Origin of the sequence: Actinoplanes flavus (genome assembly GCF_017592555.1) — a bacterium.
GTDB lineage: Bacteria > Actinomycetota > Actinomycetes > Mycobacteriales > Micromonosporaceae > Actinoplanes > Actinoplanes flavus.
The window spans coordinates 46,876-61,740 of record NZ_JAGFNS010000009.1 but is presented as its reverse complement, the minus strand read 5'-3'; the positions used below and the strand labels follow the sequence as shown (position 1 = coordinate 61,740).

Here is a 14,865-nt window from a genome sequence, read left to right as displayed (position 1 = left end):
ATAGGGATCCGGCGCGACGTGGGTTCCGGGGGGACCCGGAACCCACCGCCGCGCGTCAGCCGGCCAGGTGACCCCAGCGGCCGGACAGCTCGTCCCAGGTGCCCTGGTCCTCGACCTGCCCACCGATCAGCACGACCACCCGGTCGGCCTGGGCCAGCGCCGCCCGTTTCGACGTCGAGCCGACCACGGTCACCCCGTGCGAGCGCAGCGCCTGCCACAGCGCGAGCTCCGTCGTCACGTCCAGCGCGGACGAGACGTCGTCGGCGATCAGCAGCTCGGTCCGTGGCGCCAGGGCCCGGGCCAGGGCCAGCCGTTGCAGCTGGCCACCGGAGAGCCGGGTGCCCTTGTGCCCGATCAGCAGCTGCAGGCCACCACCGGCGGCCGCCAGGTCGTGCTCCAGCTGCGCCACCGACACCGCGTCGGCCGCGTCCACCTCGTGCCCGAGCTGGATGTTGTCGGCCACCGTCCCGGACAGCACCCGCGGCAGCTGGGCCACGTAGCCGACCTGGTTGGGCCGCAGGAACACGTGCGGCTCACCGACCGGCTCGTCGTTCCACCGCAGCTCGCCGGTGTGATGCACGATCCCGGCCAGGGCCCGCAGCAGCGACGACTTGCCGGAGCCGACCGGACCGACCACCAGCACCAGCTCGCCGCGGCGCACGGTCAGATCGACATCCCGTACGCCCAGCGCGCCGTTCTCGTGCACCGCGCTGAAGCCGGACAGCTCCAGCGTGCGCAGCGGATTGCGCGGCGCGGTCGGCGGGGCCGGCGCCGTCCCGGCGGAGATGTCCACCCCGGGAACCTCCGCCGTGTACTCGGAGACGCCGGTCATGGCGGCGGTCCGCCGGGTCCACACCTTCGCCGACGGGTAGTGCGACACCAGCGACGCCGTGGTCCACGCGAACCAGCGGGCCGAACCGAGCACCGACACCGCGATCAGCACCGCCGCCGAGGTGATGCGCCCGTCCAGGTAGAGAGCCCACGCCGCGATCGGCAGCAGCCCGCTCGCGACCGACGGCGTGGACCGCGCCCACACCTGGATCGCGATCTCCCGCCGCTGCAACTCGCTGCGGACCCCGTCGAGGTCGGCCAGATGCGTGAGCACCGGCTCGGTCGCGCCGGCCAGCTTCACCGTGCGCGCCGCGGACAGCGACGACACCAGCGACGTCGCGAACGCCGCCCGGGCCGCCACCGTCTTCCGGGCGGCCCGCTCCAGCCGCGGCCCGAACAGGGTCGCGGCCAGCCCGGACAGGATCATCGTCCCGGAGAACAGCAGCCCCGGCACCCACGACTGCGAGAACACCGTCATCGACACCAGCGCGAAGATCGCCACCGAGTTGTCGATCACGTTGTCGGCCAGCATGACCACCCGCTCGGTGTCGCCGCCCTGGGCCACCACCTCGGCCGGGGTGTGCTTGCTGACCCGGCGCGGGCCGATCTGGCCGTGTACCAGGCGCAGGCTGATCCGCAGCATCTGCCGCACCCACCACTCCGGGAACCAGGCCCCGGTGTAGTACAGCGTCGGGATCAGCGCCAGCAGCGCCGCCGCCAGCCCGAGCGCCGGGTAGAGCGGGTTGCCGACACCGTCGACCACGTTCGACCACAGCAGCGGCAGGATCGCCCCGTCGAACCCGAACAGCACCAGGAACACGAAGAACCCGCACGCGGCCAGCCCGAACCGTTTGTCGTTCAGCGCCAGCCGGACGATCTCCCGCATGGTCCGGGCCGGCGGCGCCTCGGGCAGCGCCGGCGGATCCACCGTGGGCAGCGGATTGGCCAGGGCGTCCGGGCCGAGCTCCTCCCGCATCGCGGCATCCCAGTCGCGTTCGGCGAGCAGCACCCCGCCGCCGGCCGGCTGGGCCGCCGGAACCGCCAGGTTGCTGCTGGCCATCAGCTCGGCGAAGCGGCGTGACTCGCGCAGCGGCCCGGCCTCCATGACCTGACCGTCGGCGAGCACCACCACCTCGTCGCACCGCTGCACCGAGGAGAGCCGGTGCGCCACGATCACACCGATCCGGCCCTGCAACAGCCGGTCGGTGGCCCGCTGCACCCAGGACTCGGTGACCGGGTCCATCCGGGCGGTGGCCTCGTCGAGGATCACCACCTGCGGCTCGCGGACCAGGATCCGCGCGAACGCCACCAACTGCTCCTGACCGGCCGAGAGCTTGTAGCCGCCCTCGCCCAGCTTGGTGTCCAGCCCGTCGGGCAACCCTTCGGCCCAGGCGGTCAGGCCCAGCTCGTCGAGCGCCGCACCGGCCCGGGGCAGCAGCTCCCGGTCGAACAGGGCGATGTTCTCCGCCAGGGTGCCGGCCAGGATCTCGGTGCGCTGCGGGACGATCGCGGTCCACCGGCGCAGACCCTCCACACCGATGTCGTTGATGTCGACGCCACCCAGGAACACCGTGCCGCGAGGCACCTCCACGGCCCGGGTCAGCACCTTGGCCAGTGTGGACTTGCCGGAACCGGTGCGGCCGATCAGCGCGTACGACCTGCCGCGGGCGAAGGTGACGCTCACGTCGCGCAACGCCGGGGGCCGGCCGCTGTCGGCCTCGCCGTACCGGAAGGTGAGGTTGCGGACGACCAGGTCACCCGCGACCGGCGGGACACCCTCGACCGGCTCCTGCGGCACCTGGGTCAGCAGCTGCACCCGGCCCCAGGCGCCGAGCGCGTTCTGCATCTCGGGGACCATCCGGGTCAGGTGCTCCAGGGTGCCGCCGAATCCGAGCGCCAGCAGCCACACCGCGGTCAGGCGGGCGGCGTCGATCTGTCCCGCGTACAGCGCCCAGGCGCCGCCCACCACCAGGACGGCGATCAGTGAACGGGTGATCGAGCCGGCCGCCATGGTGACCCGGGCGGAGGCCCGCCACACCCGGCGGCCGCGGCGCAGCACCTCGGCCGAGCGCTGGGCGAAGAGCCGCAACACGTACGGCGCGGCCAGGCTCGTGCGCACGTCGTCCTGCCCGTGGATGGCCTCCTCCATCACCGCGGCCAGATCGGACCAGGCCTCCTCCTCGGCGATGCGGACCGGGCCGATCCGCTGGATCGGCTTGTTCATCACCGTGAACAGCAGGACGCTGACCAGGATCATCGCGATCGCGGCCGGCCACCAGACGAAGAACGTGGTGAGCACCGAGAGGGAGGCCACCGCCAGGGACTGGGCCAGGCGCACACCGCTGCCGCGCAGCTCGGCGCCGACCTGGTAGACGTCCGAGTCGATGCGGTCGAGCAACTCGCCGACCGGGGTGTTCTCCAGGGTGGGGATGTCCTGGCCGAAGGCGACCCGGTTGAGCCGCCGCCGGGCGCGGGCCGCCCAGTCGGCGGTCAGGCGGGCCGCCAGCAGGCCGACGACGACATCGCTGAACACCGAGGCGACGAGCGCGGCGGCCAGCAGGGTGAAGAGCGGGCCGGACCGGTCGACGAGGACCGGGCCGGCCAGGGCTAACGCACAGGCCGAACCGGACGCGCCGAGCACGATCAGGAAGCCGACGAGAGCGGTGCGACTTCGGCTTGTGGCCCACAGGTCGCGGAGCAGGCGCATGAAGAGTCCTCGGAACGATAGGGGAAGGCGGTGGTCTCATCCTGCTCGGCCGGGAGACGGCGGCTCAACGGGTTTATTCCCGGCATTCCGCCCACGTCGCGCGGTCGCATCAGGACACTCCGGCTGGTCGTGGAAGCTGTCTCAACGCCGCCGCGACAGCCGTGCCGGCCAGCCGAAAAGATCCAGCCGGCCCGGAGAGCCAATTCGCGGCCCTCGAACCAGCTCTGACGTCCGGCCGGGAAGATCCGGCCGGCGTTTTTCGAGGCCCTTCGAACGACCCTGGCCAGTGGGGAGATCCGGCTGACCGTGGGGGCTGCCTCGAGGGCGTTGCGACAGCACCCGGAGCCGGCCGGATCCGTGGTCAGGCGGCGGGGACGGTGCCGGCGGCGAGCAACGCCGCGGTCGGGACGGCGAGGACGCCGTCGGGGCCGCGGTAGAGGGCGGTGCGCCGCTCATACTCCCGGCGGACCCGGATGGCGGTCGGCTCGTCCTGGGCGGCCAGGATCAGGCCGGTCAAGCCGATGCCGGCGGCCGGGCCGGACCACCAGGCGCCGGCGTCGATGCACATGGTCCAGGAGATCGTCGTGCCGGTCACGCCGGTCAGGCCGGCTCCGGCCAGCAGGGCGGTCAGGCCCGCCTCGTCGCGGCGGAAATCCAGGGCCGGGTCGAGGCGGGGCAGATCGTCCGGGCGGATCGCCCCGGCGGCGTCGAAGATCTCGTCCCAGAGGCGCTGGGCCTCGGGTTTCGGGTGCGGCCAGATCGTCACGGCGATCCGGCCGCCGGGTCGCACCACACGCCGCATCGCGGCGACGGCGGCCGCCGGGTCGCCGACGTGGTTGATCACGAAGTTGGCGACCGCGGCGTCGAACGTGCCGTCCGGGAACGGCAGCTCGGGCAGGATCGCCTGCCGGACCTCGGCGCCGGGCACCCGTTTCGCCGCCAGCTCCACCATGCTCGGCTCGGCGTCGACGGCGGTGACCCGCGCCCCGCGCGCGTCGGCCAGCCCGGCGACCGTCCCCGAGCCGGTGCCCACGTCGAGCAGCCGAAGCCCGGCCAGATCACGGTCTCCGGGTGCGCCGGCCGGCGGGACGGCGGCGGACAGGAGGGCGGGGGCGGTGTGGCCGCACAGGTGGGCCATGGAGTCGTTGAAGATCTCGGCCCGGCCCGCCCACATGGAGCGTTCGTGGTCGTCGAAGGAGGATCTCGTCACGAGGCGGACCGCAGGGTCAGCAGGGTGATCTCGCTGGGGGCGAAGATCCGGAACGGCGGGCCCCAGAACCCGGTGCCCCGGCTGGTGTAGAGCTGGGTCCGCTCGGAGTGACGGGACAGGCCCTGCAGGGCGGGCTGGTCGGTCCGCACGAGGTAGTGGAACGGCCACATCTGGCCGCCGTGGGTGTGGCCGGACAGCTGCAGGTCGATGCCGTGGGCGACCGCGTCCTTGATCTGCTGCGGCTGGTGGGCCAGCAGCAGGACGGGCAGCGACGGGTCGGCGCCGGACAGGGCGGCCTCGTGGTCGGTGCGGTGGCCGGGCAGGCCGGAGCCCCCGGCCGTGCGGTCGTCGACGCCCGCCACGACCAGCGAGTCGCCGCCGCGGGTGACCACGACGTGCCGGTTGTGCAGCGTCTCCCAGCCCAGGTGCTCCATGTGCTCGACCCAGCCCAGGGCGCCGCTGTGGTACTCGTGGTTGCCGGTCACGTAGACCCGCGCGTGGCGGGCACGCACGTCGGCGAGCGGGGCGGCCATCGCGAGGCGCTGCTCGACGGTGCCGTCGGCGATGTCGCCGGTGTGCGCCACGATGTCCGCGTCCAGCGAGTTGATCACCTCGGTGACGCCGCGGGACCAGGCGGCCCGGTCGATCGGACCGTAGTGGGTGTCGGTGATCAGCACCACGCGCAGCCCGTCGAGGCCGCGGCCCAGCCGGGGCAGCACCACCTCGACCTCGCGCACCCGGGAGACCCGCATCGCCTCGCGGTGACCCCAGAGCAGCAGGCCGGCGGAGATCGCCAGCACCAGCCCGGTGACCACCCGGGAGCGCAGCGGGTCGGCGACCCCGGCGGCGAGCAGGGCCAGCTCGGACAGCTGCCCGAGCACCGACCAGGTGAACAGCACCCAGATCACGCCGAGCAGCGTGTCGGCGATCCGCGCGGCCCGGTCGTCGTGACCGCCGTGACCGCGGAACATCAGCCAGGGGAACAGCGCGACGACGGCCAGGAACAGCACCGTGCCGGCCGTGACGACCACGCCGGGCCAGTCGTTGCCGGACCAGAACAGGGTCACCAGCGGGACACCGAACAGCAGCCCCAGCACCACGAACAGGATCACGCCGAACCGGGCCACCCGCGGGCCACGCCCGCGCGGCCGGGCCTCGACCGCCTCATCCACCGACATGAGGGCAAGCATGCCACTCCGGTGTGACAGAACCTGAGAACGGGCTCAGGCGAGACCGACGATCAGGTCGGCGCGGTCCCGGGTCGCCGCGACCAGCGCGGCGTTGCGCTCGTCGGTGCCGGTCGCCCACGCCACCGCCGCGTCCGGGGCCTTGCCGAACCGGACGTGCCGGTCGATCAGCCGGCGCAGGCGGACGCCGGTGTCCAGGTCGGCGTACCAGACCTCGGTGAGCAGGGTCCGCACCGGCGCCCAGCGGGGTTCGTCGAGCAGCAGGTAGTTGCCCTCGGTCACGATCAGGCGGGCGGACCGGGGGATGCCGATGCTGCCGGCGATCGGCTGTTCCAGGACCCGCTCGAACCCGGGCGCGTAGATCATCTCGTCCCGGTCCTCGTGCAGGCGGCGCAGCAGGTTGGCGTACCCGTACGCGTCGAAGGTGTCCGGGGCGCCCTTGCGGTCGCGCAGGCCGAGCCGGTCCAGCTCCACGTCGGCGAGGTGGAAGCCGTCCATCGGTACGTGCGCCACCCACCCGGGCGCGGCCAGGGCGGCGACCAGTTCGGTCGCGAGGGTGGTCTTGCCGGCGGCGGGCGGCCCGGTGATGCCCAGGACCGCGCGCCGCCCGTCACCGGCCAGGCTCCGGGCCCGTGCCACGAGGTCGGGGAGGGTCGGCGTCATGGCCCCGACCGTACCGGTCCGTCTTCTCGTCGGATCTCGGACTGAGCCGCCCCGGCGGTCCGTCCTGCCGGAGAGTGTGTCGGTGGGACAACGACTGCACGGGGGTTTAGTTGATCATGTTCCGGTCCCGTCCGGCTGTCGTGGTGGCCGTTGTCGGGCTGGTGTCCAGCGCCAGCCCGATGCGGGCCGCCGCACCGGAGCCGACGGTCCCGGCGCGCCCGGGGGTGGAGGTCGTCGCGCGCGGGCTGGACAGTCCGCGGGGCCTGGCGTTCGGGCCGCGCGGTGAGCTCTACATCGCGGAGGGCGGCCGCGGCGGGCCCTGCCGGGCCGAGACCGGCGGACGGCTCTGTTCCGGCCGGTCCGGGGCCATCACGGTGGCCGGGTTCGGGCGGCAGTGGCGGGTCGAGGCGGGGCTGTCGTCGCTGGCCTCCCCGGCCGGGGCGTACGCGCTGGGCCCGTCGGACGTCACGGTCTCGGCGGAGGGCGACCCGGTGCACACCGTCCGGTCGGGCGGCGGCCCGGCGCTGCGGTCCGCGCCCGGCCGGGACGGGATGGCGCGGCTCGACCGGCGCGGGACGGTGCTGGCCGACCTGGGCGCTCAGGCGACCCCGGCCGATCCGGTCGCGGTGCTCGCCACCGGGCAGGGCTACCTGGTCGTGGACGCCGCCGGCGACGCCCTGCTCCGGGTCGGCCGGCGGGGCCGGGTGCAGACGATCGCCACGTTGCCGCGGCGCACACCGGCCACCGAGGCCACCTCGGTGGCGGAGGGGCCGGACGGCGCCTTCTACGTCGGTGAGCGGGCCGGCCGGGAGGGCCGGATCTGGCGGATCGAGCCCGGCCGGGCCCCGCAGATGTACGCCTCCGGCCTCCGTGGTGTCGTCGACCTGGTCTGGTCGCCGTCCGGGGACCTGTACGTCCTGGACGGCGCCGCCCTGCTGCGCCTCGGCGGACGGGGAACGCGGACGGTGGTCACGGCGGGCCTGACCGCCCCGGGCGGTCTGGCCCTGCGTGGCCGGGACGCCTACGTCTCCACCTGCGCCACCTGCCGGGGCACCGGAACCGTGCTCAGGATCCGGCTCTGACCCCGTCGTACCGGAAAGGGTTTTTCAGGAAAGCTGGTTGAGGCCCAGGCGGAGGCCGGTGACGCCGGCCGGGGAGAGCGGCCGCGCCGTGGCCCGGGCCAGGTCGGAGCGGATGCCGGCCGGAAGCTCGTCGCCGAGCGTGCAGAGCGCCGGGAAGAGGTCGAGCACCTGCCGGTGGCTGAGCGCGCCGACACCGATGAGCAGGCCGTTCAGGGCGGTGGTGCTGTGGGCGAGGTCGTCGCAGAGCTCCTGGCGCCAGACCGGGTCGTGGACGTGGTCGGGGAATTCCCGGGCGATCCGGTTGCCGGAGGGCGCGCGCAGCCCGGCGATCCCGGTCTGCCGGAAGCGGGCGACCGGGGGAGCGAGGCGGCAGGCGATGCCGAGGCGGCGGGCCAGCTGGGGCACGGTGAGCACGTCGAGGCCGGAGGCGCACCGCTCGCAGAGACGCTCGTAGGTGGTGGCGTGGATGACCGACGCCGGGCGCTGGCAGGCTCCGTCGAGCCCGCAGATCGGGTCGAGGATCACCTCGGTGAGGGTGCCCTCGTTGTCGAAGCGGCCGACGGCGAAGTAGGTCGCCGGGGCGGTGCGGTAGTGGGCCAGTGCGGCGCGGGCGCTGACGTAGCCGTCGGGTTCGACGCCGATGCGTGGCACACCGCTCTCGGTGTGCAGCTGGATGAGGCGGAACATGGTGCGCGCTCCCGGGGTTAGAGCGGTTTCGGTGTCGTCCTCTGATACGTATCCGGGGCGACAAAAGTTCATCTGTCACTCTGCGTATCCGCAATGTGACGGCGTTTGCGCTGGCCGGAGAATCGGAAGTTCCCGAAGATTACTCGCTGTAGTTTGAGATGGCTAGTGACGCGGCACCGTGCGAACGGGGGAGTCGGAGAGATCCCGAGGATTGGTAAGGTTCCCGGCCGACGACTGGAAGCAATTTGGGGGGACGCGGTGACCGCTTCGGTGGCCCAGACCTGGACCACGCTGCCTGCGCTGATGTACCACTCGGTCTCCGCCGTCGGTGGTCCGCTGCGCGACCTCGCGGTGCCGCCGGAGCGGCTGGCCGAGCAGCTGGACGCGCTCAGCGCCGCCGGGTACCGGCTGGTCGGTCTCACCGAGGCGCTCGACGAGCTGGCGGCCGGCAGCACCGAGAAGATGGTGGCCGTCACGTTCGACGACGGCTACCGCGACTTCCTCACCCACGGTGTGCCCGCCCTGCAGGCCGCCGGCGCCGGCGCCACCCTGTACGCGTCGGTCGGCCACCTCGGCGGTCACGCCGGCTGGCTGGGCCAGTGGTCGCCCGACTTCGGCCCGATGCTCACCTGGTCCGAGCTGGCGGAGGTGGCCGCCGCCGGCATCGAGATCGGCAACCACAGCCTCATCCACCACCCGCTCGACGTGCTCTCCGCCGCGCAGCTGCGCGAGGAGGTGGTCAGCAGCCACGACCAGCTCGAACAGCGGTTGCAGCGCAAGGTGCGGTCGTTCGCGTACCCGCACGGCTACAACAGCGACCGGGTCCGCCGGGTGGTCGAGTCGTCCGGCCACGACAACGCCACCGAGGTGGGCCGCCGGCTGCACACCCCGTCGGAGCGCCGGTTCGCCGTACCCCGCTTCCAGCCCACCCCCGATCACACCGGCGCCGACCTGGTCGCCCTCGTCGAGGGCGGTGGCCCCCGGCTGATGTCGCAGATCAAGCAGCTGGCCCAGCCGGGCTGGCGGCTGGTGCGCAAGATGGCCCGCACGGCCGGCCGGAACCTGACGTGACGCCAGGGCACCGCAGCCAGGGGGGACAGCGCATGACCCGGCGGGGCCTGCTCGGGCTGGGCGCCCTCGGCGCCGCCTCGGCGGCCGGCGTCGTCGGCATGTGGAAGGCCGCCGCCCGCCAGACCCCGAACACCATCTCCGGTACGACGTCGGCCACCGGCCCGGTCGAACCGGCGCCGCCGTCCGCCACGCCCAGCCCGTTCGCGGCCGCCGGCGACCTCGCGAAGCTGGGTGGCGCGGTCCCGTTCACGGCCGGGAAGGCGCTGCTCGGGTCGTACCTGGGCCTGAAGGGGATGAGCTACCCCGAGGCGGTCAAGTACCGGCGCAAGCAGCTCGGCCGCGACCACCGCATCGTGCACGTCTTCTACGCCTGGCCGGACCGGCTGCCCACGTCGATCGAGGGCATGCCGAAGAAGGCCGTCCCGATGGTGTCCTGGCGCGGCCCCAAGTACGACAAGATCCTCAGCGGCGACTCCGACGACCTGATCGCCGCCGCCGCCCGCCGGATCAAGGAGCTGGACCGGCCGACCATGCTGCGCTGGGGCTGGGAGATGAACGGCCGCTGGTACGAGTGGGGCGGCTTCCAGAACAAGCGGAACCCCGAGGGGTACGTCAAGTGCTTCCGCTACCTGCGGGAGATCTTCGACGACCAGGGCGCCGACAACGTCTCCTGGGTGTGGAGCCCGAACTGGAACTCCAGCCCGGACGAGGACTGGAACCGGATGGAGGCGTACTACCCGGGCGACAAGTACGTCGACTGGGTGGGCGTCTCGGGTTACAACCTCCACCAGGAGAGCCCGGCCACCCTCTTCGACCCGATCTACCAGCGGTACGCGTCCCACAAACCACTGATGATCACCGAGGTCGGCTCGAAGGACCACGGCGGCACCACCAAGGCCGACTGGATCACCGACTTCTCCGCGTACGTGGCCCAGCGCCCGGCGATCGGCGCGGCGGTGTGGTTCGACACCGACACCCACCCCAACTACCCGGAGGCCTGGCGGTTCGACACCGATCCGCAGTCCACGGCGGCGTACCGGGCGATGGCCACCAGCGCCCGGTTCAGCGCTTGAACAGCTCCGTGTAGACCTCGGACGACCCGGTGTTCGGCAGGCACTTCGGGTCGTCCGGGCGCAGGATCGACGACTGGGAGAAGTCACCGTCGCAACGCTGGAAGTACGCCTCGTACGCCAGGTACGGGGCGTGCTCGGCGAACCAGGCGTGCATCCAGCGGATGAACTCCGGATTGTCCCGGCCGGCGTCGGCGGTCGGCATGACGCCCCACTCGCCCACCGAGAACAGCTTTCCGTGGCCGCGGGCGAAGTCGAAGAGCCAGTTCAGGCCCTCCGGCGCGGCCGCGGTCCGGTCGAAGTCGGCCTCCGCCGGCGACCACGGGTGGTGGTCGTAGTTGTCGATGCCGATGATGTCGACGTACTCGTCACCGGGGTAGCAGTTGGTGCTCAGCCCGCCGCACAGGTCCGCGGGGGTGTTGTGCGCGTTGATCGTCCAGTCCAGCACGACCCGGGGGTTGGCGGAGCGCAGCGCGTCGGCGGCCTTGCGGTAGCAGGCGATGTAGTCGGTCGCGTTCCGGCCGCGCCAGGCCATCGTCGGCTCGTTCATCTCCCAGCCCAGGCGGACGATCGAGTCGCCCCGGCCGTGCGTCACCATGAGCGCGCCGAAGTCCCGCCAGTTCTGGTCGTACTTTCCGGCCGCGCAGTCGGCGACCAGGTTCTCGCCCCGGTCCGGCACCAGCGCCTGGGAGATCACCAGGACGCCGTCGAAGTCGGCGAAGTACTCGAAGGTCCAGCCGGACCCGCCGGTCATCGCGTCGTAGCTGGTCCGGTCGGTGTAGGTGTGCGCCACCTTGCAGTCGCGGCCCCGGGTCGAGCAGAACTCCTTGACCGAGGCGCTGTTCAGGACCGGGAAGCCGTTGACACCGGACAGGCCGTAGGGTCCGGGCCAGGCGCCGGGTTCGCGGGGCAGCGCGATCTGGGCACGGGCCGAGCGGGGGTCGGCGTCGATCCCATGAGGTGCCGGGCTCTTCGTGGATGCCGGAGTCGCCGGGCTTTCCGGATCGGCCTTCATGACGATCGCGAGGGCGAGAACGGCCACCCCGGCCGCGGCCAGCCAGAGGCGGCCGCGCCGGAGCGCGGTGGGCGGAACGTCCGGCATACAGGCGAGTCCTAAGCGGCGGCGGCGATGATCAGGGTACGGATGGCGGTCGGGTCACCGGCGCGGAACAGGTCGACGGTGACCCGCTCGTCGGCCGGGACGGTGAGCCGCCCGGTCCAGTCGCCGTCGGTGTCCGGCGTGATGTCGTGCCTACTCAGCTCCTCGCCGGAGGTGCCGGTCACCACCATGGTGTACGGCCCGCCGGAGGCGCTCAGCCCGGCCGCGGTGACCTGCACCGACCGGTTGCCGGCCGGGTCCACCGCCCCGGGCGGGGCCGCCGACAGCGAGGTCACCCCGACGTCGTAGGTTTGCACCGAGTCGGCGAACGACCAGATCCCGACGCCGGCCAGCATCACGCCGGCCAGGGCCAGCGGCAGCACGTCGCGGATCAGGCGCTGCTTCGAGATCGTCCGGCGTTCACCGGCGGCCTTGGCCGGGGCCGCCGCCGCCACGGTGGCGGCGGTGTGGGTCCGGTAGACCGCGACGCCGATGGCGATCAGCGTGCCCACCGCGCACACCAGCATCCAGCTCGTCCGGTTCAGGCTGCCGCCGGCGCCCCACAGCAGCAGACCGCCGAGCACCAGCACGGCCAGGCTCAGCGCCGGCACGAGGATGGTCCGCTCGACGACGCCGATGTCACGGCGGCCGGGCCGGAACAGGGCGTCGTTGATCGCCAGACCGGGCAGCACGAAGGCGAGCAGCAGGCCACCCGGCACGGAGAGGGCGAGCGGGCCGAACTCGACGGCGAGCGCGGCCACGACCGTCAGGCCGGCGAGGACACCGGCGCGTACCGGGTTCACGAGGGTCCCATCTGATAGATCCGGACGGTGCCGTTGTCGTAGAGCCGGGAGATCGAGTTGACCTGGTCGAACTTGCCGAGCTGAGTGTCGCTGAGCGGCTCGGTGATCCGGCCGGCCATCGGGTCGTCCTGGAAGTACGCGTCGTTCGACGGCAGCATGTCGCCCAGCCGCTCGTCGACGACCAGGTAGTTCACCGCCAGCTCCTGCGCCCGCTCGTCCTCGGCCGAGGTCCACGAGGTGGCGTAGAACAGCTCGCCCACCTCACGGACCGGGTCGATCCGCCCGTACGTCGAGGAGAGCGCCACCGCCGTGATGTCGCCGCCGACCCGGGCCTCCCGGGGCAGGGTGCGCTCCTGCCAGCGGGCCGCGTCCACGCCGAACGCGTCGACCGACCGCTCGTAGGCGGCCGCCAGGTACGGGCCCGGCAGCAGCGCGGACACCGGGGGCCACCCGCCGGTCCGCGCGCCGATCATCAGCAGCGTGATCAGCGCCGTGCCGATGTACACCTGACCGGCCAGTCGGCGGCCGGTGGTGACCGCGACACCCGGCGGCGGCACCGACAGCCAGCGGCGGCCGTCGGCGTCCTTGGCCGGGATGATCTGCACGGCGTACACGATCGCGATGGCCGCGATGATCGACATCGGGATGTAGGTGAAGGTGGAGAGCCGGCCGGCGATCTCCGGACCGTTGGTGCCGAGGAACCGGGCGCCGTTGCCGGCGAAGAACACCGCGCCGCCGGCCAGCGCGGCCCACCGCCAGGTGTCCCGGTCCTTGCGCAGGATCATGTCCCGGGCCACCGCCAGGAAGAGCACGAGCAGACCGAGCAGACCCATGCCCTGTACGGCGAGCTGCACCAGTGGCACCGGTTTGGTGGCGCCGGCCTCCTCGCTGGCGGCGCCGCCGAACATCTGGTTCAGCGAGGCGGCGAGCCGCTCCACCGGCGCTTCCAGGTAGGCGATGACGTCCTGCGCGACGAAGCCGATCCAGCAGCACACCACGGCCAGCGCGACGGCCGGCAGGATCAGCGCCTCCCAGGGCCGCGGCCGCTCCAGGGCCAGTTCGGCGAGCGCGAGCAGCAGCAGCGTCGCGACCAGGGCGAACGCGGTGACGTGGTGGCTCACCGTGGTCATCGAGATGCCCACCACGGCGAGCGCGAAGAACTTGCGGCCGCCGCCGGTGCGCCACCGCCGGTACGCCCAGATCGCCAGCATGAAGAACGGCAGCGCGGCGGTCTGGTACAGGAACATCGAGTTGAAGAACAGGTAGTGCATGGCCGTCGCATAGGTCACGCAGGCCACCCCGGCCATCGCCGGGGAGTTGCTGGCCCGCAGCACCGTGGCGAAGAGCAGGCCCACGAAGATCAGGTGGGCGACGCCGGCCACGATGGTGCCGGCCGCGGTCACCGGCAGGCCGGTGAGCAGCGCCAGCCCGGCGCCCATCTCGGCCAGGCCGGGGAAGTGCACGGCCGGCGGCAGCGCGTTGTTCTGCCGGAACAGGTCACCGGACTCGGTGATCAGGGTGGTCGCCAGCCAGTGCTGCAACTCGTCGGGGAAGCGGAACTGGTCCGGGCTGTACATCCACTTCAGCATGTACTGGTTCAGCGCCAGGCCCATCACCAGGACGAACGACTCGGCGACCCCGGCCAGCCGGCTGAGCAGCCGGAACACGACCGGCGAGAAGACGATGATCTGGCCCGCCCAGTAGGCGGACATGGCCCAGGGGGCTTCGGCCCGGCCACCGGCGTACGCCAGGGCCATCAGCACCACACCGAGGGTGGAGACGGCGATGACCCAGGGGGCCCAGCCGAAGTCCAGGGCGGTACGCGGTTCCGGTTTCGCCTCGGCCGGGAGCCGGATGATGACCGTCTCGTCGTGGGCGACCTTCTTGTCGACGACGACCCGGCCGGCGACCTTCTTCTTCGGCGCCTGCGGCAGCCGGATGATGACGGTGTCGTCGCCGGCCGCCCGCTTGCGGACGGTGCTCAGCGCGTTCGGGCCGGGACTCTTCGGCTTGGGGCCGCCGGGCAGCCGGATGACGACCGTGTCGTCGCCGGCCGACCGCTTCCGGGCGGCGCCGGCGGCGGTGTTCCGTTTCGGCGCCTGCGGCAGCCGGATGATCACAGTGTCGTCGCCGGCCGGCCGCTTCTTCGACGGCCCGGTGGCCCGGATCACCACGGTGTCGTCGGCGGATGGCGTCTTTGTGGGCCGGATCACGACGGTCTCGTCCCCGGAGGATTTCGCCGGTTCCGCGAGCTTCTGGGTGGCTTCTTCACGTCCGTCCCGCTGCTCCGGCGCGAGCCGGGTCAGCACGACGGTCTCGTCGGGTCGCGAATCCGCGGCCTTCGCGGTCGCTTCCTCCGGCGCCCGTTTCCGGTCGGACGTCGGCTGGTCCCCCATGTAAAGAGCCTCCACAGTGTTGACGAGACTTCCGTAGCCCCAGGTCAGGGGCTACGGAA

11 protein-coding genes are annotated in these 14,865 nt (G+C 72.7%); 3 read left to right on the top strand and 8 right to left on the bottom strand.

Going from position 1 to position 14,865, the window contains the following annotated elements:
- Positions 1-55 precede the first annotated feature (55 nt).
- From J5X75_RS15300 to J5X75_RS15285, 4 genes are all read right to left on the bottom strand, one after another.
- The gene (locus J5X75_RS15300; protein ID WP_208468065.1) at positions 56-3,538 is read right to left on the bottom strand and encodes an ABC transporter ATP-binding protein/permease; all 3,483 of its coding nucleotides are present in this window, start codon (positions 3,536-3,538) and stop codon (positions 56-58) included.
- A gap of 361 nt (positions 3,539-3,899) precedes the next feature.
- Positions 3,900-4,748, bottom strand: coding sequence for a class I SAM-dependent methyltransferase (locus J5X75_RS15295; RefSeq protein ID WP_208468064.1), 849 nt, complete (start codon positions 4,746-4,748; stop codon positions 3,900-3,902).
- Complete coding sequence (locus tag J5X75_RS15290) at positions 4,745-5,926, bottom strand: metallophosphoesterase (RefSeq protein WP_208468063.1); 1,182 nt, start codon at positions 5,924-5,926, stop codon at positions 4,745-4,747. The genes J5X75_RS15295 and J5X75_RS15290 overlap by 4 nt, the downstream gene beginning before the upstream one ends.
- A 45-nt stretch (positions 5,927-5,971) precedes the next feature.
- Complete coding sequence (locus tag J5X75_RS15285; protein ID WP_208468062.1) at positions 5,972-6,598, bottom strand: nucleoside/nucleotide kinase family protein; 627 nt, start codon at positions 6,596-6,598, stop codon at positions 5,972-5,974.
- 116 nt (positions 6,599-6,714) lie between these two features.
- Between J5X75_RS15285 and J5X75_RS15280 the strand changes: the two genes are divergently transcribed.
- Complete coding sequence (locus J5X75_RS15280) at positions 6,715-7,680, top strand: ScyD/ScyE family protein (protein WP_208468061.1); 966 nt, start codon at positions 6,715-6,717, stop codon at positions 7,678-7,680.
- 24 nt (positions 7,681-7,704) lie between these two features.
- Here J5X75_RS15280 and J5X75_RS15275 read toward each other — a convergent pair whose 3' ends face one another.
- Entirely contained in the window at positions 7,705-8,367 is a 663-nt protein-coding gene (locus tag J5X75_RS15275; protein ID WP_208468060.1) for a hypothetical protein, read from the bottom strand.
- Positions 8,368-8,625: 258 nt separating this feature from the next.
- On the opposite strand from J5X75_RS15275, the gene J5X75_RS15270 reads away from it, so the two are divergent.
- Positions 8,626-9,438 (top strand): polysaccharide deacetylase family protein, encoded by an 813-nt coding sequence (locus J5X75_RS15270; protein ID WP_208468059.1) that lies wholly within the window; start codon positions 8,626-8,628, stop codon positions 9,436-9,438.
- A 32-nt stretch (positions 9,439-9,470) separates the two neighbouring features.
- Entirely contained in the window at positions 9,471-10,511 is a 1,041-nt protein-coding gene (locus tag J5X75_RS15265; protein WP_208468058.1) for a glycoside hydrolase family 26 protein, read from the top strand.
- On the opposite strand, the gene J5X75_RS15260 is transcribed toward J5X75_RS15265, so the two are convergent.
- From J5X75_RS15260 to J5X75_RS15250, 3 genes are read right to left on the bottom strand one after another with little or no spacing between them, the layout of a single operon-like run.
- Positions 10,501-11,610, bottom strand: coding sequence for a glycoside hydrolase family 26 protein (locus J5X75_RS15260; protein ID WP_208468057.1), 1,110 nt, complete (start codon positions 11,608-11,610; stop codon positions 10,501-10,503). The two genes, J5X75_RS15265 and J5X75_RS15260, sit on opposite strands and share 11 nt — an antisense overlap.
- Before the next feature lie 11 nt (positions 11,611-11,621).
- Positions 11,622-12,410: a DUF1616 domain-containing protein gene (locus J5X75_RS15255; RefSeq protein ID WP_208468056.1), complete on the bottom strand. Its 789-nt coding sequence runs from the start codon at positions 12,408-12,410 to the stop codon at positions 11,622-11,624.
- On the bottom strand, positions 12,407-14,806 hold the full coding sequence (locus tag J5X75_RS15250) for a putative glycosyltransferase family protein (protein ID WP_208468055.1): 2,400 nt from the start codon (positions 14,804-14,806) through the stop codon (positions 12,407-12,409). Before J5X75_RS15250 ends, J5X75_RS15255 begins: the two co-directional genes overlap by 4 nt.
- Positions 14,807-14,865 lie beyond the last annotated feature (59 nt).

Excerpts from the sequence above, each read along its gene's own strand:
- J5X75_RS15290 (WP_208468063.1), bottom strand. The coding sequence starts at position 5,926 with ATGTCGGTGGATGAGGCGGTCGAGGCCCGGCCGCGCGGGCGTGGCCCG.
- J5X75_RS15260 (WP_208468057.1), bottom strand. The coding sequence starts at position 11,610 with ATGCCGGACGTTCCGCCCACCGCGCTCCGGCGCGGCCGCCTCTGGCTG.
- J5X75_RS15280 (WP_208468061.1), top strand. The coding sequence starts at position 6,715 with ATGTTCCGGTCCCGTCCGGCTGTCGTGGTGGCCGTTGTCGGGCTGGTG.
- J5X75_RS15300 (WP_208468065.1), bottom strand. The coding sequence starts at position 3,538 with ATGCGCCTGCTCCGCGACCTGTGGGCCACAAGCCGAAGTCGCACCGCT.
- J5X75_RS15250 (WP_208468055.1), bottom strand. The coding sequence starts at position 14,806 with ATGGGGGACCAGCCGACGTCCGACCGGAAACGGGCGCCGGAGGAAGCG.
- J5X75_RS15275 (WP_208468060.1), bottom strand. The coding sequence starts at position 8,367 with ATGTTCCGCCTCATCCAGCTGCACACCGAGAGCGGTGTGCCACGCATC.
- J5X75_RS15285 (WP_208468062.1), bottom strand. The coding sequence starts at position 6,598 with ATGACGCCGACCCTCCCCGACCTCGTGGCACGGGCCCGGAGCCTGGCC.
- J5X75_RS15265 (WP_208468058.1), top strand. The coding sequence starts at position 9,471 with ATGACCCGGCGGGGCCTGCTCGGGCTGGGCGCCCTCGGCGCCGCCTCG.